Genomic DNA, 21,919 nt, shown 5'->3' with positions numbered 1-21,919 from the left:
TACTTGCCAAGATTGTGGCAACGGCCGTAACGTTCCTGTCGTCGCCAACGGATCTCGTCGCCGACAAGCCAGAAGCAGCCCGAAGGAGCACCGCCATGTCCCTCGCCCTCGCCCTCACCGACCAGGACCGGCTCACCCTGCGCACCGCCGCCTGGGGCGCCGTCTCGCTGATGTCGGCCGCCGGTGCCGCCGGTTCGGCGCACAAGGCCGCCGCCGAGGGCTCCGTCGCCCTGACCTCCGCGACCGGCCCGGTCGGGCACGTGCTGGCCAAGGCGCCCAAGGGCGTGAAGTACGGCAGGACCGTGGCCGAACTCGCCGACCAGGTGCTGCCTGCCCTGAACGCCTCCATGAGCCTGCTCAAGAAGCAGGACCCGGCCGAGGCCGACAACTTCCGCCGTACCGTCCTGGTCGCCGTCGAAGCGGCCACCCACGGGCGGCCCAGCCCCACCATGACCGAGATGGCCCGCAAGATCAGCGCAGCCCTCGACGCCGCTCCGGCCACGCCCGAGGTGAGCGCAGCGAGCACCGTGGCCGGGCAGGATCGCCCGGAACTGCAGAAGGCCATGCAGGCGTTCGTCGACTCCGGGACAGCCGCCGGCATGCAACTGCGGGTGAACGACGAGCGCGGCGAGTGGGTCGGCACCGCGGGGGTGCGCGAGCTGGGCTCGCCGGAGAAGCCACCGGCGGACGGACGGTTCCGGGTCGGCAGCTCCACCAAGACGTTCGTGGCGACCGTGGTGCTGCAGCTCGTGGCCGAGGGCAAGATCGGGCTGGACAGCCCGGTGGACGGCTACCTGCCCGAGTTCGCGCTGGACGAGCGGATCACCGTACGGATGCTGCTGCAGCACACCAGCGGGATCTTCAACCACACCGGCGAGTACTACGACGACGGGACGTTCGCGCCGGGAATCCCGTGGTCGGGCAAGGAATGGGTGGACGGCCGGTTCCACACCTACCAGCCCGAGGAGCTGGTACGGCTGGCGCTGTCCAAGCCGGCGCGCTTCGAGCCGGGCACGGACTGGAGCTACGCCAACACCAACTACGTGCTGGCCAGGCTACTGATCGAGCGGGTCACGGGCCGCTCGTTCGCCGAGGAACTGCAGCGGCTGATCCTGGGCCCGCTGGGGCTGACGGGCACCGAGGCGCCGGGCACCTCGACGGAGATCACCGGGCCGCACGCCCACAGCTACTACCGGTACGAGGACGGCGGCCGGGAGCACACGGTGGACGTCACCAGCCAGAATCCTTCCTGGATCTCCGCCGGCGGCGACATGATCTCGACCACCCAGGACCTGCACACGTTCTTCTCCGCGCTGAACGGCGGCCGGCTGCTGCCCGCCGAGCTGCTGACCGAGATGCGCAAGCCGGACCCGAAGATCGGCTACGGCCTGGGGATCTTCGAGCAGGACCTGGGCGAGAACGGCGGCACCGTCTACCACCACAACGGCGGCATGGCGGGCTTCGCGGCGCTCATGTACAGCACGCCCGACGGCGGCAGGACGATGACGGCCTCGGTGACCTACGTGGACGACGCCGACCTGTCCAAGGCGGCGGCGTTCCAGCAGGCGACACAGCGGCTCATCGACGAGGTGTTCCGCGACGGCCGGACCACCAGCTGACAACCGCGACCAAGACCCCAGGAACGAGGAAAAACCATGAACACGACGATCAGCCGGCGCACGGCCGTCGCGGCGCTCGCGGCGGCGGTGCTGGCGGGAGCCGCCACCCCCGCCATGGCCACCTCCACCGGACCGGATCGCCCGGAGCTGCGCAGGGCGATGAACGCCTTCGTCGACGCCGGCTTCGCCGGGATCCAGCTACGGGTGCGCGATCAGCAGGGCGACTGGGCCGCCGGCGCCGGGGTGCGCGAGCTGGGATCGGCCGCCAAGCCCCCGACCAACGGGAGCTTCTGGACGGGCAGCATCATCAAGACCTTCACCGCGACCATGGTGTTGCAACTGGTGGCAGAGGGCAGGATCGAGCTGGACAGCCCCGCCGCCGACCACCTGCCCGGCTACGGGCTGGACGAGCGGATCACCGTACGGATGCTGCTGCGCCACACCAGCGGGCTCTTCAACTACACCGGCGAGTACAAGCCCGACGGGACAATGGACGAGCCGGGAATCCCCGCCAACGGAGACGAATGGGTGCCCAACCGGTTCAAGAGCTACAAGCCCGAGGAACTGGTACGGCTGGCGCTGTCCAAGAAGCCGCGCTTCGAACCCGGGACGCAGTGGAGCTACTCCAACACCAACTACACGGTGGCGCTGCTGATGATCGAGAAGATCACCGGCCACTCCTACGCCACCGAGCTGAAGCGGCGCATCACCGGCCCGCTCGGACTGCGGGGCACCCTCGCGGCGGGCAAGCGCACGACGGCACTGCCCGGGCCGCACGCCCACGGCTACTACCAGTACAAGGACAAGGTGATCGACCTCTCCCGCCAGAACCTGTCCCTGCTGACCGGCGCCGGCGACCTGATCTCCACCACGCAGGACCTGACCACGTTCTTCTCCGCGCTGAACGGCGGCAGGCTCCTGCCCGCCGAGCTGCTGGCCGAGATGCGCACGACGATCCCCACGCCGCTCCCCGGCCAGGACTACGGCCTCGGCATATGGGCGCAGGACCTGGGCTCCGGCTGCGGCACCGTCTACCAGCACAACGGCAGCCCACCGCACGGCTACGGGGCGCTGATGTACAGCTCGCCCGACGGCAGCAAGACCCTGACCGCCTCGGTGACCTGGCAGGACTCGGCCACCAGAGGTCCGGCGAAGGACTTCCTTGCGCTTGTGGACGCCCTCGTCAAGCAGGAGTTCTGCGACACGCCGGCCGACCAGCGCGAACCGGCCAGATAGGCCGGGTTCTGCCTTCCGAGAAGCGAGTGGCCGCAGGCGCGTCGGGGAAGGGGACGTCGGCGGCGGAACGAGAGAGGCCCGTCACCGCTTTCCCGCTGGTGACGGGCCTCTTTCCGCTGGTGCACAGGCTTGGAAGCCCGACTTGGCCGCGCAGACGGAGTGGCGGGGTGATCGGTGCCTGGGAGCTGTTAGCGGAGGGGGAGCAGGGCGGTGCGCAGCCGTTCGTACGTCGGAGCCAGTCGGCGCAGCCCGGCCGCCAGCGCCGCGTCGTCGCCCGCCACGAGCGGCCCCTGCAACCCACCGACGATGCGGGCCTGCTCGGCGGCGATGGCCGCGCCCGCGTCGAGGCGCAGGGACGACAGGCAGGCCGCCAGGTCGTTGAGGCGGCGGGCGCCCACCCGCACCGCGAACGCCTGCCACAGCGTCCTGATCTCGGGATCCAGCCCTTCCTCCACCAGTTCGGCCGTGCGCTCGGCGGCCTCGGCCAGCCCCAGCGTGCCGGGCGGGACCTCCACATCCGTACGGCCCGCCAGCCAGGCCAGTCCGGCGGGCAGCGAGCGCCGCAGCGCCTCCTCCGGGCCGACCTGCTCACGGCGGGTGAAGCGGTGCCGCATCCGGAACGGCCGCTCCAGATAGGGGATCAGCTCTCCGCGCCACGCCTCGGCGAAGGCGTCGACCGGCAGGGTGGCGTACGGGTAGCCCTGCGGGTCGTGCACGAGCACGGTGTCGCCGGCCACTTCCAGCACCACCAGGTAGTGGTCGGCGCCGACCGCTTCGCCCGACCCGGGCTGGTAGGCCAGCAGGCCGAGCTCGAGCGGGCCGGCCAGCACCGGGCCGTCCTCGCAGGCCCGGCGCAGCCGGTCGAGCGCCGTCGCCGCCGTCCCGCCGTCCGCGCGCTCGCACTCCCAGCCGAGCAGGCCGAGCGCGGCGTCGATCCCGATCTCGGGGTCCCAGCCGTACGCGTCGAACAGCGGCAACCGGCCGCCGATGAGCTGCATCCCGTACGGGGAGCCCGTCAGGACCTCGATCACGGCCGGCGGCGGCGCCTCGCCGCCCAGGACCATCGCGAGGGAGTTGGCGTAGCAGTACGGCCCGGAGCCGACATAGGAGACCGACATGCTCCGCACCGTGCCGCCTGACACGGTGTCAGGGTCAAGTCCATCGGCGTCACGGCTCCAGGTGGGTGAGGTCGAGCCGAGCCAGCCGGTCGGGGTCGGACAGGATGTCGATCGTGGCGATCCTGCCGTCGGAGACCGTGCAGCTCATGACCGAGATCAGCTCGTCGTCGATGGTGTTGACCAGGCCGGCGAGGCCGTTGACGAGCGCCGGGTGGATGGTGGCGCTCGTGGCCATGCGCTGGAAGGTGGCGAGCTGTCCCGCCACGGCCGCGGCGCCCCTGATGACCCGCATGCCGCCGGTGAGCGTCCCGCCGTCGGCGCGCAGCGTCACATCGGGGTTGAGGACGGACACCAGCGCGGCGAGGTCGCCGTCGCGGGCGGCGGCGAGGAAGGCGTCCACCACCCGGCGCTGACTGCTCGGATCGGGGTCGGGATTGGGGGTCGCGCCGCGTACCCGCAGGCGTGCCCGGCTGGCGAGCTTCTTGGCCGCCGTGGGAGTGCGGTCCACGATGGGCGCGATCTGCTCGAACGGCATCCCGAACATGTCATGGAGCACGAACGCCAGCCGTTCGGCGGGGGTCAGGGACTCCAGCACGACCAGGAGCGCCAGGCCCACCGAGTCGGCCAGCAGCACTTCCCGCTCCGGGTCGGCGGCATCCGCGCGGCTGATCATCGGATCCGGAAGGCGTTCCTCCAGCGACTCCTCGCGTCGAGACTTGCGGGCGCGGAGCATGTCCAGGCACACCCGGCCGACCACGGTGGTCAGCCAGCCGCCGAGGTTGTCGATGTCGCCCGAGTCCGAACGTGCCAGCCGCAGCCATGCCTCCTGGACCGCGTCCTCGGCCTCGCTCAGCGAGCCGAGCATGCGGTACGCGACCGCTTTCAGATGAGGGCGGTGCCCCTGGAACCGGTCGGCAAGGAAGTCCTGGGGTGTCACGGTTGCATTCCTCTCATGTCAGCCACGTCAGAGCGCTGACGCATCGAACCGGTGAAAGGTGACCGTGAACGCGTCCGGTCACCTTTCCTGCGGACCATCCGTCATGCCGGCGACCGACACTCACTCACGAAGGGTTGCCGACGATGAGCAGGACGGATGTCCACGGAACGGTCGCGGACGGCTTCGAGCAGGTGCGCGAGGCGTTCGCCGAGGTGGCCGCCGAGCAGGACGGCCAGGTGGGCGCGCAACTGACCGCCTACGCGCACGGCCGGCCGGTGGTGGACCTGTGGGCCGGGGACGAGGTGAGCGGCGACACGCTGACCGGGGTCTACTCCGCCACGAAGGGCGCCGCGACGCTGGTGGTGGCGCTGCTGGTGCAGGACGGGGTCCTCGATCTGGACGAGCCGGTGGCCCGGCGATGGCCGGAGTTCGCCGCCGCCGGCAAGGACGGGATCACGCTGCGGGACGTGCTGACCCACCGCTCCGGCGTCATCGGCGTCGAGGGCGGACTGTCGGCCGCCGAGCTGGCCGATGACGCGGTGATCGCGCGCCGCCTGGCCGGGCAGCGGCCGTACTGGAAACCGGGCTCGGCCTACGGCTACGGCGGGTTCGTCGCGTTCGCCATGGTGAACGAGGTGATCCGGCGGGTCACCGGCCAGTCGCTGCAGCAGGTCTACGACGAGCGCATCCGGGCGCCCTACGGGCTGGACCTCTACCTGGGGCTGCCCGAAGCCGAAGAGCAACGGTTCCGGCCGATCCAGTGGTGGCGGGCCACACCACAGCAGGAGGCCGCGTTCTGGTCGAACGTGCCCGGCCCGCACAGCATCCTCGGCATCGGCTACGGGCTCAACAGCACGCCACCGCTGGACCAGGTGGCCTTCGCCAACACCCGCGCCGTCCGCGCCAACGGCCAGGCGTCGGCCGGCGGGGTGGGCAGCGCCCGCGGCCTGGCCGGCCTGTACGCGGCGGCCGTATGGGGCATCGACGGCCACCCCCCGCTGCTCGAGCCGGATACCGTCGGCGAGTTCTCCGTGCTGCACTCCACCGGCGCCGACCTGGTCCGCGGCGGGCAGGGCAGCTACGCGCTCGGCTTCCAGGCCAAGGGCCTGCGTTACCCGTTCCTCAGCGCGAACGCCTTCGGCCACGACGGCTCGGCGGGCTCGGAGTCCTTCGCCGACCCGCGCAGCGGCATCGCCTTCGGCTACACCCGCCGCCGCTTCGGCTTCGGCTGGTCCTACCCCGAGCACGACCGGCTGGCCGCCGCGGTGCACGACGCCGTGGCACGCCACCGCGCCACCACCTCCTGAAGACCGCCCCGTCCTGAGCGAAGCGGCCTCGCCCTCCTGGTGATCGCCGCCGCGCAACTGCTGATGGTGATGGACGGCACCATCGTGACCATGGGCCTGCCCGTCATCGGAGCCGGCCTGCGGATCGACGAGGCGGACCTGCACTGGGTCCTCACCGCCTACGCCCTGGCCTTCGGCGGCCTGCTGCCGGCGGGCGGCCGGGCCGGTGACCTGTTCGGCCGGCGCAGGCTGTTCCGCGCCGGACTGACCGCCTGGAGCGCCGAACCCCTCGGCAGCACCCCTCGCTGACCTCCATCGCCCCGCCGGTCACGTTCGGCCCGCGGGATCCGTCATAGCGCCAACACCGTTGCACCAGAAAGGAACCCCACCACCATGACCAGCACCGAGCAGCAGCACCGCCGGTCGCGCCTGTCCAACCCGGCCGTGCTCGTCCCCGAGCTGAAGGAGATCGCCGGAGCCCTGTTCAGGGCGACCGGGAACGGCTCCGTCCCGGAGGTCACCATCAGTCTGCTCCAGTTGCGCGCCGGGCAGATCGTCGGCAACACGTACCTGACGGGCCTGCACACCGGCAACCTCCGCAAGGCCGGGGAGACGGAGGAGCGCGTCACCGCCGTGGCGTCCTGGCAGGACGCCCCCTACTTCACCGACGCCGAGCGCGTCGCGCTCGCCCTGGTGGAGGCCGTCCTCACCGCGAGCCCGGCCGGCGAGCGCGTCTCCGACGAGCTGTACGAGCGGGCGCGCGAGCACTACGACGAGAAGGCGCTCGCCACGCTCATCATGGCCATCGGCCAGGTCTGCTTCTTCATCCCCCTGGCCCTCATCGGCAAGCCGCTGCCCGGGGTGTCGCCGACGGAGCAGTGGAGGCAGTAGCCGGCGGACTCGCTCAGGGCGCGCCTCGCCCTGAGCGAGTCCCGGCGCACCGACTTCTCGAAAGGAACGAATCATGCAAGCACGAATGACCAACCCCGCCTACCTGGTGCCGGACGCGGGACAAGCGATCCAGGCCCTCTTCCAGGCCATGCGGCACGACATGGAGGACGGCGTCGTCGCCCCGGCCAGGCTGATGCTGGCCGCCATACGCGGCAGCCAGATCAACGGCGGCAGCGCCTGCCTGTACGCGGACGCCGCCGAAGCCAGCCGCCGCCCGGATGAACGACCGCTCCGCCGATGCCATCCCCGACGCGATCTGGGACGAACTCGTCAAGCACTACGACGAGCGGCAGCGCGCGACGCTGATCCTCTGGATGGCCACCAGCAACTTCTTCAACACCGTCAACAACATCATCCAGGACCCCGCAGGCACCACCTGGGCCTAGTGATCGGCGGCCCGGCCGGACGCCTATCCACCGAGCATCACCAGTTCGACGTCCTCCAGGTATTCGGGGTCGGCGAGCAGGTCGACGTGTGTGATCCGGTCGTTCGCGACGGTGAAGGCGAAGACGACCCGTGGCCGTCCGCCCGGCGCCCACACCAGACCCGGCGCCCCGTCGATGAGCGCGAGCTCGGCGGCCTGAGCCCGGCCGGCGAAGGTCTCGGCCACGCCGTCCGCCCCTCGTACCAGCCTCGACGCGCCGGAGAGCACGGCGGTGCGGTCCGCGCTGATCTCGACATCGGGGTCGAGCAGCGCGAGCAGGGCCGCGAAGTCACCGTCACGGGACGCGGCCCGGAAGGCGGCGACGATCTCCCGCTGTCTGGCGGAGTCGGTCCCGGCCCCCGGCCCCGTCGGGTGCTGTACGCGCCGGCGGGCGCGGCTGGCCAGTTGCCGGGCCGCGGCCGGCGAACGGTTCACGATCAAGGCGATCTCGCCGAACGGCACGGCGAACATGTCGTGCAGGACGAACGCGATCCGTTCCGCCGGCGCGAGCATGTCGAGCACCACCAGCAGGGCCAGGCCGACCGAATCGGCGACGACCACCTCGTGCTCCGGATCGTCCGCCTCGCGAAGGCCGGCCATCGGGCCCGGACCGGATACGCGTAGCGGCTCCTCGCGGCGCGTCCGGCGATCGCGCAGCATGCTCAGCGCCACCCGTGCGACGATCGTGGTGAGCCAGCCCGGCACGTTCCGCACGTCCTCCGCGCCGGCGCGGCTGAGCCGTAGCCATGCCTCCTGGAGCGCGTCGTCGGCCTCGCTCGCCGAACCGAGCAGCCGGTAGGCCACCGCCCACAGATGGTCGCGATGCTGCTGGAACCAACCGGCCAGCAGGTCCTTCTCCTCCATGACGCCGTCCCTCTCGTGCCGTCTGCAACAGATGACGCAAACGACCGCGCAGATGTGACAGGCGGCGCGCTGTCACAACCTCCCCTCGCAGCGGGTCATCAGGGCGGAAGTCCAGCCGATGAAGCGGAGAGACACATGCAGACACGGATGAAGAATCCCGCCGCCGTCCTGCCGACGGCGATGGCGCCCATCCAGGAGCTCTTCAAGGCCGCCCGTACGGGCGGCGTGCCGGAGACCACGCTGGGGCTGGTGCACCTGCGCGCCAGCCAGATCAACGGTTGCGGCCCCTGCGTGGAGTCGGGGGTCCGTAGCGCCAGGAAGAGCGGCGAGAGCGACGAGCGGACGGGGCTGGTCGTCGCCTGGCGGGAGACGCCCTACTTCACCGACGCCGAGCGGGCCGCGCTGGCCCTCACCGAGGCCGCCACCCGGCTCGCCGACCGCAGCGACCCGGTCCCCGACGACGTCTGGGACGAGGCGGCCCGGCACTACGACGAGGCGGGGCTGGCCGCGATCATCCTGATGGCCGCGGTCACGAACCTGTCGAACCGGCTCAACGTCACCACCCGGCAGCTCGCCGGTCAGAAGTGGGGCTGAGTCGCATGGCGAACACGACGGAGGGCTCATGACCGCACGTACCTGGCCGCGACGGCTCGCCACAGTCCTCTACTGGTATCTGGCCGCGTCGTTCTTCATCGGCTTCGTCACCAAGTTCTGGCCCGGGCCGACCTTCTTCGGTCCGGCCTACGCGGAGAAGTTCGTCGACTGGGGTTGGCCGCCGTGGATGCGGTTCGTGGTCGGCGCCCTGGAGCTCGTCTTCGGGTTGACGATGCTCGTCCCGCGGCGGCGGGTCAGGTTCATCGGCGCGGCGGGGCTGGTGTTCGTGCTGATCGGCGCGGTGACGACGCACCTCATCGACGTCGCCCCCTTGTATGAGGAGGTGTCGGCGCCGCTGCACCTGATCATCATGATCGGCGTGGCGCTGGCGAACTGGCCGGCGGACTGGCGGGACCTGCTCCACCCCCTCGACGACCGGAGCGCCGGCGCGGCGCCGAGCTCGTCGGTGCGACGGGCGTCGACCGTTCGGTAGGAGATACCGGCATGGCCATGATCAAGCACGTGATCATGGCCATGCCGTACACAACACCATGGCCCGGGGCATCCGCATGTCCTTCAGCGGATGCCCCGGGCCACAGTGCCGGCTTCAGCTCGTCACTGGTGCGGCGCTTCCGTCGCGGGAGGGCTGGAGGTCGACGATGACCTCGTAGATGCTGGGCCGCGCGGTGATGTGCAGGCCGGGATCATTGAGCAGCCGCTGCGCGCTCTCCTGCCATTCGGGTCTGCCCAGCGCCTCTTCGAGCTGCCTCCCGCTCTCCCAGTGGGCCACGTTGACGAACCGCAGCTCGGCGTCGTCGATCATCGATCGGTGCAGCCGCGCCCGGACGAATCCCGGCTGCCTTGCCATGATCTCGGCGTTCTCCATCCACAGCGGCAGGAACGTCTCCGACTCCTCCACCGGGACGGTGAAGGCGTTGATCATGGTGATCGGCTCGTCGACCGGCGTCTCGGTACGGGTGATCGGAACTTCATTCATGGGTTCTCCCTGGTGATCGGTGAGCAGAGGATCAGTTCGCCATGCCGATGACCTGCTCGACCGTTTCCGGCCGGTCGAGCACCGCGAGCATGGCGTGGGCCACGTCGGCGCGTGAGACGTACCGGCCGCCCGGCACGTTCTGTCCCACCGCCGTCCGGTAGGCGCCGGTCACCGGCTTGTCGGTCAGTTGCACCGGCCGGAGCACCGTCCAGTCCAGGCCGCTGTCGCGCACGTCGTCCTCCATGACGGCCAGGTCGAGGTACTGCGGACGGAGCGCGGCCTTGACGATCGGATACACCACGTAGCGCAGGAACGGCCCGTCGCCGGGGTCGTGCCGGGGCGGGTTGGGTCGGCCGGGAGAGGGGGTGGTGCCCACCGGGGCGGCGCTCACCACGACCAGCCGACGGGCCCCGGCGGCCTGCATCGCCGCCAGGATCGCCTTGGTGCCCCTGGAGGCCACCCCGGCCGCGGCGTTGTTCGGCGGGCCGAGCGCCGACAGAACGGCATCGGCTCCTTCGACGGCGGGCAGCAGCGTCGTGACGTCGGCCGTGGCCAGGTCGGCGGCACGCACGACGCGGACCGGCTTCCCGTCCAGCCTGGCCGGACTCCGTACGACGGCCGTGACGTCGTGCCCCTTGGCCAGAGCCTGGTCGAGCAGTTGCCGGCCGACGCCGCCACTGGCGCCGAAGACGGTGAGTTTCATGGACGAGTCCCTCCGGGTTCATGAAAAGGGGGTTGCCGAGGCAGGCGATCCCTGCGCGTGGGCGGCGGCGGCCGGCGGGACGGCCTCGAAGACTCCCCCGTCGCCGACATATACGGACACCCACTTGCTCGCGTTTCGTCTTCGCCTGTACGACGATGCGGACACGGCGAAGGTGACGACTCTCGCGAGGGACGCTCCGCGAGGTGTCGGCGGCCGAGCCCGTTCCGTCGCCTCCATGACCCGGCGCGCGGCGGAAATGTGACAGCTGGTGCGGCAGGTGCAAGCCCGACTTGGCCCGTCGAGTCGGCCCGCGCCCGGGACGGCCATCGGCGGCGCCGCTGCGACCGGCGAGATCACGCTGTCCATGGCCCTACATCTGCGTGGCCAGGACCCCAGCTGCCGCGCCCGCGGGCGAGACCTGTGCAGCGCTCCTTATGATCCTTTAACATCTAAAACTCTAAAGTGCTAGGAAGCTAGATAAATGGAGCAGCCGGTGATCGAGTTCCATCTGGACGGCAGGTCGGGTGTTTCGCCGTACCTGCAGCTGGTCCAGCAAGTACGGCAGGCGCTGCGGCTCGGCGTGCTGCGCGAGGGCGACCAGATGCCGACCGTCAAGGAGGTCGTGGCCCACTTGGCGATCAACGCCAACACCGTCCTGAAGGCCTACCGGGAACTCGAGCACGAGGGCCTGGTCGCCGCCCGGCCGGGGGTGGGGACGTTCGTGACGGCGACGCTCACCAATGCCTCGCTGGCCGCGCACGGCCCGCTGCGGCTGGAACTGCAGCGCTGGCTGGCCAAGGCCCGCCGGGCCGGCCTCGACGAGGAAAGCATCGAGGCCCTGTTCATGACCACCTTTCGGACCACCGCTCAGGAGGACATAGCGTGAACCCCGTCTTACAGGCCCAGGGGCTGGGCCGGAAGTACGGCAAGCACTGGGCGCTGCGTGAGTGCACCATCGACATCCCGGCGGGCCACGTCGTGGGGTTGGTGGGTCCCAACGGAGCCGGCAAGACAACGCTGCTGAAGCTGGCCAGCGGCCAGCTGGAGCCGACGGTGGGCGGCATCACCGTGCTGGGCGGCCGTCCCGCCGGCGGCCCGGCGCAGTTGGCCAGGGTCGGGTTCGTCGCTCAGGACACTCCCGTCTACGCCGGGCTGAGCGTCGCCGATCACCTGCGACTGGGAGCGCGGCTCAACCCCCGCTGGGACGCCGCCATGGCGCGCGACCGGATCGCGCAACTCGGTCTCGACCCCGCCAAGCGGGCAGGCAAGCTGTCGGGCGGCCAGCGTGCTCAGCTCGCCCTCACCCTGGGCCTGGCCAAGCGGCCCGAACTGCTGATCCTGGACGAGCCGGTCGCCTCACTCGACCCGCTGGCCCGCCGCGAGTTCCTGCAGGGACTGATGGAGGCCACGGTCGAGCACGAATTCAGCGTGGTGCTCTCCTCCCACCTGGTCTCCGACCTGGAACGGGTGTGCGACTTCCTGATCGTGCTCGTCGACTCTCGCGTCCAGGTGGCCGGGGAGGTCGACCAGCTGCTGGCCACCCATCACCGGCTCACCGGCCCGCGCCGCGATCCCGACCGGCTCCCGGCCGATCAGCACGTGGTCTGCGCGCGCCACACCGACCGGCAGAGCACGTATGTGATCCGCACCGACGCGCCGATCCACGACCCCGCCTGGACGGTCACCCAATTCGGTCTGGAGGACCTCGTCCTGGCCTACATGGACCAGCGCACCGCGGACCAGCGAGTCGCCCTGGAGGTGCAGCGATGATCTGGCTGACCTGGCGCCAGTTCCGCGGCTCGGCCGCGACGATGGGCGCCCTGCTCGTCGTCCTCGCCGCCACCCTGGCCCTGACCGGCCCCGGTTTGGCGTCCGACTACTCCGCCGGGATCGCAGCCTGCACCCAGAACGGCACCTGCGGCCGCTTCTACGACCACTTCTTCGGCGGGCACGACACCGAGTTCATGGCCCTGACCCTCGTCGTGCTGCTCCTGCCCGCCCTCGCCGGGCTCTTCTGGGGAGCACCGCTGATCACCCGCGAGCTGGAGGCGGGCACGCACCTGATGGTGTGGAACCAGAGCATCACCCGCAGCCGCTGGCTGGCGGTCAAGCTCGTACTCATGGGCCTGACCGCCGTGGCCGCCGCCGGCCTGTGCGGCCTCATGGTGACCTGGTGGTCCGACCCTCTGGACAAATCAGCCGCAGAGAACCTGGCTCTGATGGCTCCCCTGGTGTTCGGCGCGCGCGGCATCGCCTCGATGGGGTATGCGGCCTTCGCCTTCGTCCTCGGCGTGACCGTGGGCATGCTGGTGCGCCGCACGCTGCCCGCCATGGCCCTCACTCTGGCCGTCTTCGCCGCATTCCAGCTCGCCATGCCGCTGCTGGTCCGGCCCCACCTGGCGCCCCCGATCACCTCGGCCTTCGAGCTCGGCGAGGCGAACGTGGACGGCATCGGCATGAACCGGGACCGAGGCGGATATGTAGAGATCCACCTGAAGGCGGCCGTTCCCGGTCACGCGGGTGCCTGGGTCCTGTCCTCCAACCTGGTCGATCCGTCCGGGCGTGCGCTCGGCACCGATGGCGGCTCCGCCGCCGCCCAGATCTCCACCACGTCAGGCCCCTGCGCACCGTCGGCGGGCGCCGGGGACAGCTGCATAGTCGAGATCAACCGGCTCGGCTATCGGCAGCAAGCGACCTACCAGCCCCTTGAGCGCTTCTGGCCCTTCCAGTGGATCGAGACCGGGATCTACACCGTGCTCACCCTCGGCCTGTCGTGGTTCTGCTTCTGGTGGATCCGCAGGCGTCTGTCATGACCGTCATCAGGATCGCGGCCGCCGGGCTCGCCATCGCGGCGGCGGCGGCCTGCTCGGCGCCGACGCCGCCGCGCAGCCAGGTGAGCACGGCAGCCGGTACGGTCTGCGCAGCGCCCCGGAGAGTCCCCGACGCGGAGACGGCCACCACGATCGACATCATCGAGCAGGCCTATTTCTGCATCCTCGGCAACTACTACAGCGGCGCCACGCTGGATGCCCGCTCGTTGCTGAGCGCCGGATTCGGCGCTCTGACCCGAGAGCTCAACCGCAACGGCCGCGACGTGCCCGAGGCAGGCATGCCGGCGCTGACCGGTGACCGCAAGGCCGACTGGACCGCCTTCGAGGCCGCCTACCGCAAGACCACCGATCAGGTCCCCGACCTTCGCGACAAGCTGGCCGTCGTCACCCTCGAGGCCATCGTGGCCGGCCTCGGCGACAACCACGCCCGCTGGACGCACGACGTCAAGCGACCACCCGACTACTACGACGGCGACGGCTACGGCCTGGGCTTCCTGGCGAACGTCAACGGCCCACAGGTGGAGGGCAACCCCGGCATCGCCCTGCCTCCGCTGTTCGTCACCACCGTGCAGGGCGGCGCGGCGCAGGCGGCCGGACTGCGTCCGGGCGACATCGTCGAGTCGGTCAACGGATCGGCGCCCTTCATCGACGGGAAGGCCACTCCCGCGATCGCCGCCCTCTACCCGGTCTACCCGGAGGCGCGCCCGGTCCGGTTACGGCTCCTGCGACAGAGCACCGGCCGCCGGTGGAGCGTGACGCTCAAGCCTGGCCTCTACCAGCGGGATCTGGCCGCCCTGCAAGTGGTGACCTCGAAGCTGCTGGACGACGACATCGCCTACGTACGGCTGCGCGGGTTCGCTCCCGACTCCGCGAACAGGGTCTTCAGGGCGATCTCCCGACTGCGCGCCGTCCGGCCCCTGTCCGGCGTCGTGCTGGACCTGCGCGGCAACGGCGGCGGCAGCCCCGTGGAGGCGACCCGGCTGGTTAGCGCGTTCGGCCACGGAAAGGTCACCGCCTACCAGTGCACCGTGGACGGCAAGTGCGAGACCTCGCGGACCGACGACACCGTCGAGCTGCTCAACCTGCCGCTGATGGTGCTCACCGACCGCAGTTGCGCCTCGGCGTGCGAGCACTTCAGCTCCGCGGTCAAGGACCTGCGCCTCGGCCGGCTGGTCGGCACCAGAACCGCCGGCGTGATCTCCGGCCCGTCACAGCCGTACCTGCTCGGCAACAACACCAGCCTGAGCTTCCCCGTCAAGCACCACCTCGGGCCCAACCGCGAGGTGATCGACCGGATCGGCGTGCCGCCCGACCACCACGTGCCCCTGACCCCGCAGGACGCGGCCGACGGACGCGACCCGGCGCTGGCCAAGGCCCTGACCTTGCTGAACAAGTGAATGGACCTCCCGATGAGACAGATCCTGGCAGTCGCCGCGGGACTGGTCGTCCTGGCCGCGTCCGCCTGCTCCGTGCCCACGCCACCCCGGTCCGCCGCACCGTCGGCCACGCCGACCGGCCCCGCCACCCTGCCCGCCCCCACCGGCGCCCATCCGGTCGGCACCACCGCCCTGTACCTGAAGGACGCCTCCCGCCCCGATCCCTGGAACCTCGACGTCGACGCCAGGGAGCTCAAGGTCACCTTGTGGTACCCGACCGAGCAGCGAGACGGGCGGCGGGCGCCGTACATGACGCCGAAGGAATCGGAGCTCGCACTCAGACGCCTGGGGGTCGCGGGCGTGCCGGACGGCACGCTCAGCGGGACGCGCACCAACGCCATCGCCGACGCCGAACCCGCGGGCCGGAAGCTGCCACTGGTGGTGCTGTCCCCCGGCTTCACCAATCCGGTGAACACGCTCACGTCCCTGGCCGAGGACCTGGCCAGCCGCGGGTACGTGGTGGCCGGGATCGACCACACCTACGAGAGCTACGCCACGACCCTCCCCGGCGGACGGGTCGCCGAGTGCCTCGCCTGCGACAGCGACACCGACCCGGGCTTCGGCACGGGGGTGGTCGCGGGACGGGCGGCCGACGTCTCCTTCGTACTCGATCAGCTGCCATCGAAATGGGATGGTTCTGACCTGATCGACCGCTCCGAGATCGCGATGGTCGGCCAGTCGATCGGCGGGGCGAGCGCCATGGCGACCATGGTGAAGGACTCCCGCGTGCGCGCCGGCATCGACATGGACGGCACCACCTACGCCCGCATCCCCAAGAGCGGATTCTCCCGGCCGTTCATGTTCCTGGGTTCGCCGCAGCACGTCCCCGGCGGTCGCGACACCTCGTGGGAGCGCGACTGGAAGCTGCTGACCGGGTGGAAGCGCTGGCTCGTGCTGTCGGGCGCGGAACACCAGTCCTTCACCGACGGCCCGCTGATGGCCGACGCCCTCGCTGTCACGCCCGCCTCCAGCGTGCTGCCGGCGGCGCGCGCTGCCGAGCTCACCCGTTCCTACGTGGCGGCCTTCCTCGACCAGCATCTGAAGTCGAAGCGGCAGCCCCTCCTGGACAAGCCGTCCTCGCGCTACCCCGAGGTCAAGTTCTGCCCCGCGACCTGCGGCCAGTCCTGAGCTTGTTCTTCATCGTCCGGATCGTTGCGCTGAGCGGCGGTTTGATCGTTTCAGGGCTTGAGCTGCGACCGACGGCGTTGTGGGCCGGGGTGGACGGAGTCATCGCCGCTTGCAGGTCGCCGCGCTAAAACGGTCAGCGGGGCCGCCGGCGGGCGGCGGGGTCGAGCGGTCTTGGACAAGCACGTGCTCCTGGCAGCCGAAGTGCGTTGACAACGTCTCGGCTACCAGGAGCCCGCTCCTCTCCGCAGGCATCACTCAAAGACGCCGTCGTCATTCTCAGTGCGGGGCCGGCGGGCCGTAGCGGCTGAGGAACGTCGTGACCGCTTCCTCGCGCTGCCGCGCGAGCTCGCCGTCTTCCGGCGGTTCGGAGTGCGCCGCGAGCGTGAGACGGTTGAGCGGGTCACCGAGAACCAGCCAGGTGAACTGTTGCGCCGCCACGAGCGCGTCCTCGGCTTTGATCAGACCCCTCGCCGCCAGGGCGGCGAGCGCGTCGGCGAGCAGATGAGTGTTCCGGGTCCAACTGCGTACGACATAGTCGGCGGCGACGTCGGGGAACCGCGCGGACTCCGTGGCGACCAGCGATCGCATGCGCAGCACCGGCTCGCTCAGCACGCCCGTGTGCAGTACGTGCGCGAGTCGCAGCAGGCCGGCCCGGATGTCCGTGGACTCCGTGAGCGCTTCGGTGTGTGGTCGCATGGCGTCGTAGCCGCGGTCGACCCAGTCGCGGACCACCGCCGCGTACAGCCGCTCCTTCGAGGGGTACTCGCGATAGAGCGTCTGTTTCGAGATCCGGGCCTGGGCGGCCACCTGATCCATCGTCGCGCCGGGATATCCCCGCGTGAGGAACACGTCGCGGGCGATCGCCAGCAGGTCCGCGCCGCCACTGCCTCCCGGGCGCCCGCGTGGTCGCGGCCGTACCTCTGCCGACATCCACCCTCCTTAGTACTTGACAGTACTATAACTCAAAAAATATAGTACTTTTCAGTACTGAAAGGGGCACCAAGATGCTTGCTCTGGGAATCGCCCTCGCCGCGGTCGCGGCCTTCATCGTCAGTTCCGTCTACTACGCCCTGGCCACGCCGTTCGAGCGGCGCCGGTTGGGTGCCGCGGCGCTCGACCGCGGACGGCCCGCACCGTGGAAGGCGGCCGTGGAGTTGCTGCGCACCGCCCTCGTCGCCGGCGTGTTCGCCTGGATCGCAGCACAGGCCAACCTGCTGGGTTGGCCCTCGGCGATGTCGCTGGCCTTCGTCGCATGGCTGGGCTTCCCGCTCATCCTGCTCACCGGCTCGGTCCTGTGGGAGCGCGTGCCGGTGGTCACCGCCGCGCTGCATGCAGGGGACTGGCTCCTGAAACTGCTGCTCATCGGCGCCGTGCTCGGCATCCTGCACTGACAGCATGACGACAACCCGAAAGGACCCCATCATGAACGCCGACCACACGAAGCCCGGACCGCTCGACCGCGAGTTCACCGCCACGCTCGTGCAGAGCCCGGCCAAGGGCGGATGGACCTACGTCGTCATGGCGGACTCGGCTGCCTACTTCGGCACCCGCGGTCTCGTCAAGGTGACCGGTACGGTCGACGGCCATCCGTTCACCAGCTCGTTCATGGCTCTCGGCGACGGCACCCACAAACTCCCCATCGCCGCCCCGCTACGCCGCACCCTCGGCAAGGGCGCCGGGGACACCGTGGCCGTACGACTCATCGAGCGTCTCTAGTCCCTGGACGATCTGTTCCAAGGGGTGGCCGACACGAAGTGAGGCGCCGGTGGATGACACAAAGAACCTTCGCCTGGCCGGGTCGCCGCCGCAGGCTTGTGCGGATCTACGAGCGCGGGCCCCAGCCTCACAAAGCCCTGATCCAGTGGGCAAACGTCCATCCGACGGCCCGCGAACTGGCCGGTCAACCACCCCATGGCTGCTGAGGCGACCTTCCACCCCTGCCGGAACTTTGCCGCCTGGTCCGACGCGGCAAGACCCTGGAACTCTTGGTTACCCGGCCCTGGCGCCCGGGATGGATGCCGAGCCGCGCAAGGGCCGCCATGCCTTCGAAACCTGGCCGCGTATTGGCCGCAAGACGCCGTAGAGCACCGTTGATCGACGCAGACGGCCGAAGACAACGCGAGAGGCCCGTCACCACGTTTCCGCTGGTGACGAGCCTCTTCCCGCTGGTGTGGCAGGTGCAAGGTTCGAACCTGCGTAGGCCGAGCCGACGGTTTCACGGCCGACCGACGGTTCAGCCACCGAGTGCTCTACGACCTGCGCTTCTGCCGTCCGCGGCACCGACAGCCCCGCACTTCATTGCGCACATATCCCGGATCGATCATGTGTTCGCTGCGGAGATGGCGGCACGGGCTCGGCCTTGAGCCCGACGTGGTCACAATCCGAGGCAGAAGAAGGCGGCAACCGCCGCACCGGCCGTTCATATCTGGCAGGTCAACGGCCCCCGGTCCTCAGAGCGCCCAGTGGATGACATGACCTTGGCCCTGGTCGACCGATTGGCCCCCTACGCCAAGGCGATCGGCGCGGTTGCCGAAGAATTAGCTCGGCATGCCCATCTCGGACCAAGCGGTAAGCGAGTAGCTGCAAAGATCATCGCGAGGCCTGCCGGACGTAAGGACTCCGTGAGAAACGTCGGCCTGGGCGGTGCTTAGGCTGATCATGACATCGCCCCGTGCGTGCCCTCGAAGGGAATCCTCAACATGCGTCGATCCCTCCGCCGTGCCATGGCCATGGCCATCGCCCTGATCGCGACCACGTCGTTAGGCCCGCTCACCTCGCCGCCAGCCGCCGCGGCGAGTCCGGAGCGCCTGCGTATCGTCCACCTCGGCACCCTCGGCGGCACATGGAGCATCGCCCGAGGGATCAACAATCGGGGCCACGTCGTCGGCGACAGCCCGCTGGAGTCAGGGGTCAGCCACGCGTTCCTGTGGAAGAACGGCACGATGACCGATCTCGGCACGCTCGGTGGCGAGACCAGCTTCGCCTCCGGAATCGACGACGACGGCCGCATCGTCGGCTGCAGCGAGCTGCCCTCGGGCCAGTGGACTCCCTTCCTCTGGCACAAGGGCAAGATGAAAGACCTCGGCGCGCACGGCGCCCCCGGCTACTGCGCTGCCGCGGTCGCCAACGGGCACATCGTCGTCACTTTCGCGCCCGTACCGGGCTTCGCCGAATATCGCGCCTTCCTGCTGTCCGGTGACGTCAAAACCGCCATCGACCGCCGCCCTGGCCTGACCGCCAACGCCGTCAACGACCACGGCCAGGTGGTCGGCGCCGACAACTACACCGTCAACGACGAGGGCTTGCCGCTGTCGACCTACCAGGCGTACCTGTGGCACAACGGCACCGGCCGCGAGCTGGGCACGCTCGGCGGGATGAGCGCCCCCAACTCGATCAACAACCTCGGCCAGGTGGTCGGCAACTCCGACACGACCGACGGCCACCGTCGCGGCTTCTTCTGGGACGGCTCCTCCATGACGGCCCTACCCCTGCCCGCCGATGCCTCCGACTACGCCGGTGCCGACGCCATCAACGACCGCAGCCAGATCGTCGGTGGCTACATCAAGGCTGATGACCGGTACAACTTCGCCGCCCTGTGGGACTCCCCCACCACCCAGCCCCGCCTCCTACCGCTGCCCACGGACGCGCGCGTAACCAGCTCCCAAGCTTTCGACATCAACAACCTGGGCTGGATCGCCGGCTCCATCACCTACTACTGGAACACCGGCCGCGGCACCCAGGCTGTCATCTGGCGCTGACCAAGTGCCCGGAAGAGGGGCTGCCGCGCTTTCCGAGGCGGCCGTACCGTCCCAAAACTAACCGCGTCTCTGCCGTGGACGGCCACGCCCGAAGGTTCCTCGCGGCCGTCCGCCGGCACAGCGGGCGCGGGGCACGAATGCAGGCGCTCTTCGGATGCATGCACTTCGCCGCCCTACGCCTGGAGGCAGCCGTGGATCTTCACCGTGAGCATCTGGTGAGCCTTCCTGACGGCGGATGGGGAGAGATGCGGCTCACCAACGCCGAGCCACGCACCGGAAGCCGCTGGACGAACAACCGCCAGCCGCGGGAGCGCCACGCGCTCAAGCATCGGCCGGACGGGGAAACCCGTACGGTACCCCTCCACCCAGAGCTGGTCACCCTGCTGCGTACGCACGCCAAAGAATTCGGCATGGGCCTCGGATCACGGCCCTTCACCTGGGGCAACGCCGCCAGGCCCATCCCGCGTATATCCCGTGACCAGCGACAAACGGCCGCTCAGAGCGGCATCTGGCTGCATACCCCTGAAACGCAGAAGAGGCCCCGAAGGGCCTCTGAACTGCTGTTGCTGCTGGTGGCAGGTGCAAGGCTCGAACCTGCGTAGGCTGAGCCGACGGTTTACAGCTCGTAGCCGTTCCATCTGAGAGATAGCTTCCGACCCGCGGCGGGGCGGTATTCCGCCACCCCTATGTCCAAGGTCATTGCACGTATATTGCACAGCGCTCGCGGGGGAAGCACGTGGACCTCCTCCTGAGCTCTTTGATCTTGAACTGTTGCAGTTCGGTCAGTTCGATTCTGGGAAGGCCGCGTGGGATGCCTGTGCGGCTTCGAGCCGAGAAATCGCGTGATCTACCTCGAAGTCCCAGCCCACCACTCGCGCTCCTGACCAGTTGATCCCAACCAGCAGGCCATCCCTCTTGAGATGAGGCAGCCACTCACACATCCAGTCGTCAACGTCGATCTCCCGGGGCTCCATGGCAGCATAAGCGGGAGCCGTCCGGATGATCTTTTCCGCTTGGGAACGCGAAGACCAGAACGGCATGCTCCTTCGTCCACTCGGAGTCATCGGAGCCGGACAGCCGCTCTCGTCCTGAACTGTCCACACTGTGCGGTGGGATGCGACATCACGAAAGAACGCCGCCGCCTGCGCCCCGCTCTGACTCATGCCGATACGGTACCTACGGCGGAAGTTACGCGGAACGCACGCCCCTGTTCTCTGATCATCCTGTCTGCCGTCGACCCGCGTGAAGGGGAAAGCGCGCCAGGGCCACCAGCCAAGGGTGGAGCGCCCCGCTGGACGAACGGCCCTTGCCCCGTGGCCCTGTTCCGCTCTGCTTGACCTGGATCGATGACTGGCAGGATGATCAGTTCCACCTCAGCCATCCACGGACCTCTGGCCGGCGCGGCCACCATCCCGGAGCCGAAGTCCCCGCCGGAGGCGCGTTCTTCATGAATCATGAGTGCTGTGCCTGATCTGAGGTGGGATGACGTCAAGCTTCTCTTCGACCCTGAGGTCAACGGGGCCTTGCCGGACGTCGTTGTAGATGGGACCACTGTCGAGGACTGGCAGGTGCTTCTGGATCTCGTTCGGACGCAGGGTTGGCGGTTTGCCTATTCGGTGGCTGGTGAGCCAATGGAGCTCACCTCCGCTGCCGACATGGCCGAAGCCGCCCATGCCGGTGGCTCACCTGAGCTGCGAGTCACGCCCGATCTGAGAGTCTGGCCAATCGCCGATTTACTGATCATCTTCCGCATGTATCAGGTCGAGTCGATCGACTTCGACGTCGATCTCAGAGAGTTACAGGGGCAGGAACGGTTGGACGTCCTTGCGAACTTCTTCTGCCTGATCGGACGGAGTCTCGGGAAGTCCGTATCGATGGGTCCGGAGGGATCCCCTGGCCATCCAGATCTGGGGTTCGACGTCGATGCTGACCGCGTGATGCTGATGGTGGATCCCAACAGTCGACGCACGTGACCGTTGGAGGATTTGAAGCCGAAGCGCCCCATCCGACGCGGCCGGGTGGCTAGACATCCCATCC

General features: G+C 69.5%; 25 protein-coding genes. 18 read left to right on the top strand and 7 right to left on the bottom strand.

Annotation, left to right across the window (positions count from 1 at the left end):
* Nucleotides 1-95 precede the first annotated feature (95 nt).
* Nucleotides 96-1,619 (top strand): serine hydrolase domain-containing protein, encoded by a 1,524-nt coding sequence (locus ABZ459_RS06580; RefSeq protein WP_357966702.1) that lies wholly within the window; start codon nt 96-98, stop codon nt 1,617-1,619.
* 36 nt (nt 1,620-1,655) lie between these two features.
* Nucleotides 1,656-2,855, top strand: coding sequence for a serine hydrolase domain-containing protein (locus tag ABZ459_RS06575; RefSeq protein WP_357966701.1), 1,200 nt, complete (start codon nt 1,656-1,658; stop codon nt 2,853-2,855).
* Nucleotides 2,856-3,043: 188 nt separating this feature from the next.
* Here ABZ459_RS06575 and ABZ459_RS06570 read toward each other — a convergent pair whose 3' ends face one another.
* Together ABZ459_RS06570 and sigJ are read right to left on the bottom strand one after the other, a co-directional pair.
* Nucleotides 3,044-3,973 carry a hypothetical protein gene (locus ABZ459_RS06570; protein ID WP_357966698.1) on the bottom strand — a complete coding sequence of 310 codons (930 nt, stop codon included), beginning with the start codon at nt 3,971-3,973 and terminating at the stop codon, nt 3,044-3,046.
* Nucleotides 3,974-4,022: 49 nt separating this feature from the next.
* Nucleotides 4,023-4,910: an RNA polymerase sigma factor SigJ gene (gene sigJ / locus ABZ459_RS06565; RefSeq protein WP_357966695.1), complete on the bottom strand. Its 888-nt coding sequence runs from the start codon at nt 4,908-4,910 to the stop codon at nt 4,023-4,025.
* Between the two features lie 143 nt (nt 4,911-5,053).
* On the opposite strand from sigJ, the gene ABZ459_RS06560 reads away from it, so the two are divergent.
* The 4 genes from ABZ459_RS06560 to ABZ459_RS06545 all read left to right on the top strand — a co-directional run bounded on the left by ABZ459_RS06560 (nt 5,054) and on the right by ABZ459_RS06545 (nt 7,533).
* The gene (locus ABZ459_RS06560) at nt 5,054-6,217 is read left to right on the top strand and encodes a serine hydrolase domain-containing protein (protein WP_357966692.1); all 1,164 of its coding nucleotides are present in this window, start codon (nt 5,054-5,056) and stop codon (nt 6,215-6,217) included.
* 39 nt (nt 6,218-6,256) lie between these two features.
* Nucleotides 6,257-6,505, top strand: coding sequence for an MFS transporter (locus tag ABZ459_RS06555; RefSeq protein WP_357966690.1), 249 nt, complete (start codon nt 6,257-6,259; stop codon nt 6,503-6,505).
* An 84-nt stretch (nt 6,506-6,589) separates the two neighbouring features.
* A complete protein-coding gene (locus ABZ459_RS06550; protein ID WP_357966687.1) occupies nt 6,590-7,087 on the top strand; it encodes a carboxymuconolactone decarboxylase family protein in 498 nt (165 codons plus the stop codon).
* 278 nt (nt 7,088-7,365) lie between these two features.
* Complete coding sequence (locus tag ABZ459_RS06545; protein WP_357966685.1) at nt 7,366-7,533, top strand: hypothetical protein; 168 nt, start codon at nt 7,366-7,368, stop codon at nt 7,531-7,533.
* A gap of 23 nt (nt 7,534-7,556) precedes the next feature.
* Here the strand turns inward: ABZ459_RS06545 and ABZ459_RS06540 are convergent, their stop codons facing one another.
* Nucleotides 7,557-8,435, bottom strand: a complete 879-nt coding sequence (locus ABZ459_RS06540) for a sigma-70 family RNA polymerase sigma factor (RefSeq protein WP_357966683.1) — start codon at nt 8,433-8,435, stop codon at nt 7,557-7,559.
* 135 nt (nt 8,436-8,570) lie between these two features.
* Here ABZ459_RS06540 and ABZ459_RS06535 point away from each other — a divergent pair, with 135 nt between their 5' ends.
* Both ABZ459_RS06535 and ABZ459_RS06530 read left to right on the top strand, forming a co-directional pair.
* Nucleotides 8,571-9,029, top strand: a complete 459-nt coding sequence (locus ABZ459_RS06535; protein WP_357966680.1) for a carboxymuconolactone decarboxylase family protein — start codon at nt 8,571-8,573, stop codon at nt 9,027-9,029.
* A 28-nt stretch (nt 9,030-9,057) separates the two neighbouring features.
* Complete coding sequence (locus ABZ459_RS06530; protein ID WP_357966679.1) at nt 9,058-9,522, top strand: DoxX family protein; 465 nt, start codon at nt 9,058-9,060, stop codon at nt 9,520-9,522.
* 114 nt (nt 9,523-9,636) lie between these two features.
* Here ABZ459_RS06530 and ABZ459_RS06525 read toward each other — a convergent pair whose 3' ends face one another.
* Together ABZ459_RS06525 and ABZ459_RS06520 are read right to left on the bottom strand one after the other, a co-directional pair.
* Nucleotides 9,637-10,026, bottom strand: coding sequence for an antibiotic biosynthesis monooxygenase family protein (locus tag ABZ459_RS06525; protein ID WP_357966676.1), 390 nt, complete (start codon nt 10,024-10,026; stop codon nt 9,637-9,639).
* A 31-nt stretch (nt 10,027-10,057) separates the two neighbouring features.
* The gene (locus ABZ459_RS06520) at nt 10,058-10,729 is read right to left on the bottom strand and encodes an NAD(P)H-binding protein (RefSeq protein WP_357966673.1); all 672 of its coding nucleotides are present in this window, start codon (nt 10,727-10,729) and stop codon (nt 10,058-10,060) included.
* Nucleotides 10,730-11,222: 493 nt separating this feature from the next.
* Here ABZ459_RS06520 and ABZ459_RS06515 point away from each other — a divergent pair, with 493 nt between their 5' ends.
* From ABZ459_RS06515 to ABZ459_RS06495, 5 genes are read left to right on the top strand one after another with little or no spacing between them, the layout of a single operon-like run.
* Nucleotides 11,223-11,615 (top strand): GntR family transcriptional regulator, encoded by a 393-nt coding sequence (locus ABZ459_RS06515; RefSeq protein ID WP_357966670.1) that lies wholly within the window; start codon nt 11,223-11,225, stop codon nt 11,613-11,615.
* Nucleotides 11,612-12,499 (top strand): ABC transporter ATP-binding protein, encoded by an 888-nt coding sequence (locus ABZ459_RS06510; RefSeq protein ID WP_357966667.1) that lies wholly within the window; start codon nt 11,612-11,614, stop codon nt 12,497-12,499. The genes ABZ459_RS06515 and ABZ459_RS06510 overlap by 4 nt, the downstream gene beginning before the upstream one ends.
* On the top strand, nt 12,496-13,542 hold the full coding sequence (locus ABZ459_RS06505) for an ABC transporter permease subunit (RefSeq protein WP_357966665.1): 1,047 nt from the start codon (nt 12,496-12,498) through the stop codon (nt 13,540-13,542). The genes ABZ459_RS06510 and ABZ459_RS06505 overlap by 4 nt, the downstream gene beginning before the upstream one ends.
* The gene (locus ABZ459_RS06500; RefSeq protein WP_357966662.1) at nt 13,539-14,957 is read left to right on the top strand and encodes a S41 family peptidase; all 1,419 of its coding nucleotides are present in this window, start codon (nt 13,539-13,541) and stop codon (nt 14,955-14,957) included. The genes ABZ459_RS06505 and ABZ459_RS06500 overlap by 4 nt, the downstream gene beginning before the upstream one ends.
* A 12-nt stretch (nt 14,958-14,969) precedes the next feature.
* Entirely contained in the window at nt 14,970-16,124 is a 1,155-nt protein-coding gene (locus tag ABZ459_RS06495) for an alpha/beta hydrolase (RefSeq protein ID WP_357966659.1), read from the top strand.
* A gap of 276 nt (nt 16,125-16,400) precedes the next feature.
* Here the strand turns inward: ABZ459_RS06495 and ABZ459_RS06490 are convergent, their stop codons facing one another.
* A complete protein-coding gene (locus ABZ459_RS06490; RefSeq protein ID WP_357966657.1) occupies nt 16,401-17,054 on the bottom strand; it encodes a TetR/AcrR family transcriptional regulator in 654 nt (217 codons plus the stop codon).
* A 74-nt stretch (nt 17,055-17,128) separates the two neighbouring features.
* Between ABZ459_RS06490 and ABZ459_RS06485 the strand changes: the two genes are divergently transcribed.
* From ABZ459_RS06485 to ABZ459_RS06470, 4 genes are all read left to right on the top strand, one after another.
* Entirely contained in the window at nt 17,129-17,515 is a 387-nt protein-coding gene (locus tag ABZ459_RS06485) for a DUF1761 domain-containing protein (protein ID WP_357966654.1), read from the top strand.
* Between the two features lie 4 nt (nt 17,516-17,519).
* A complete protein-coding gene (locus tag ABZ459_RS06480) occupies nt 17,520-17,840 on the top strand; it encodes a DUF1905 domain-containing protein (protein ID WP_357966652.1) in 321 nt (106 codons plus the stop codon).
* Nucleotides 17,841-18,853: 1,013 nt separating this feature from the next.
* Complete coding sequence (locus tag ABZ459_RS06475) at nt 18,854-19,882, top strand: hypothetical protein (protein ID WP_357966650.1); 1,029 nt, start codon at nt 18,854-18,856, stop codon at nt 19,880-19,882.
* 137 nt (nt 19,883-20,019) lie between these two features.
* Nucleotides 20,020-20,484: a hypothetical protein gene (locus ABZ459_RS06470; RefSeq protein ID WP_357966648.1), complete on the top strand. Its 465-nt coding sequence runs from the start codon at nt 20,020-20,022 to the stop codon at nt 20,482-20,484.
* 180 nt (nt 20,485-20,664) lie between these two features.
* Here the strand turns inward: ABZ459_RS06470 and ABZ459_RS06465 are convergent, their stop codons facing one another.
* Nucleotides 20,665-21,045: a DUF2750 domain-containing protein gene (locus tag ABZ459_RS06465; RefSeq protein ID WP_357966646.1), complete on the bottom strand. Its 381-nt coding sequence runs from the start codon at nt 21,043-21,045 to the stop codon at nt 20,665-20,667.
* Between the two features lie 300 nt (nt 21,046-21,345).
* On the opposite strand from ABZ459_RS06465, the gene ABZ459_RS06460 reads away from it, so the two are divergent.
* Nucleotides 21,346-21,855, top strand: coding sequence for a hypothetical protein (locus ABZ459_RS06460; RefSeq protein ID WP_357966644.1), 510 nt, complete (start codon nt 21,346-21,348; stop codon nt 21,853-21,855).
* The last annotated feature ends 64 nt before the right edge of the window (nt 21,856-21,919 follow it).

The organism is Nonomuraea sp. NPDC005692 (genome assembly GCF_040631115.1).
Taxonomy (GTDB): domain Bacteria; phylum Actinomycetota; class Actinomycetes; order Streptosporangiales; family Streptosporangiaceae; genus Nonomuraea.
This window is presented reverse-complemented; position numbering and strand designations above follow the sequence as displayed.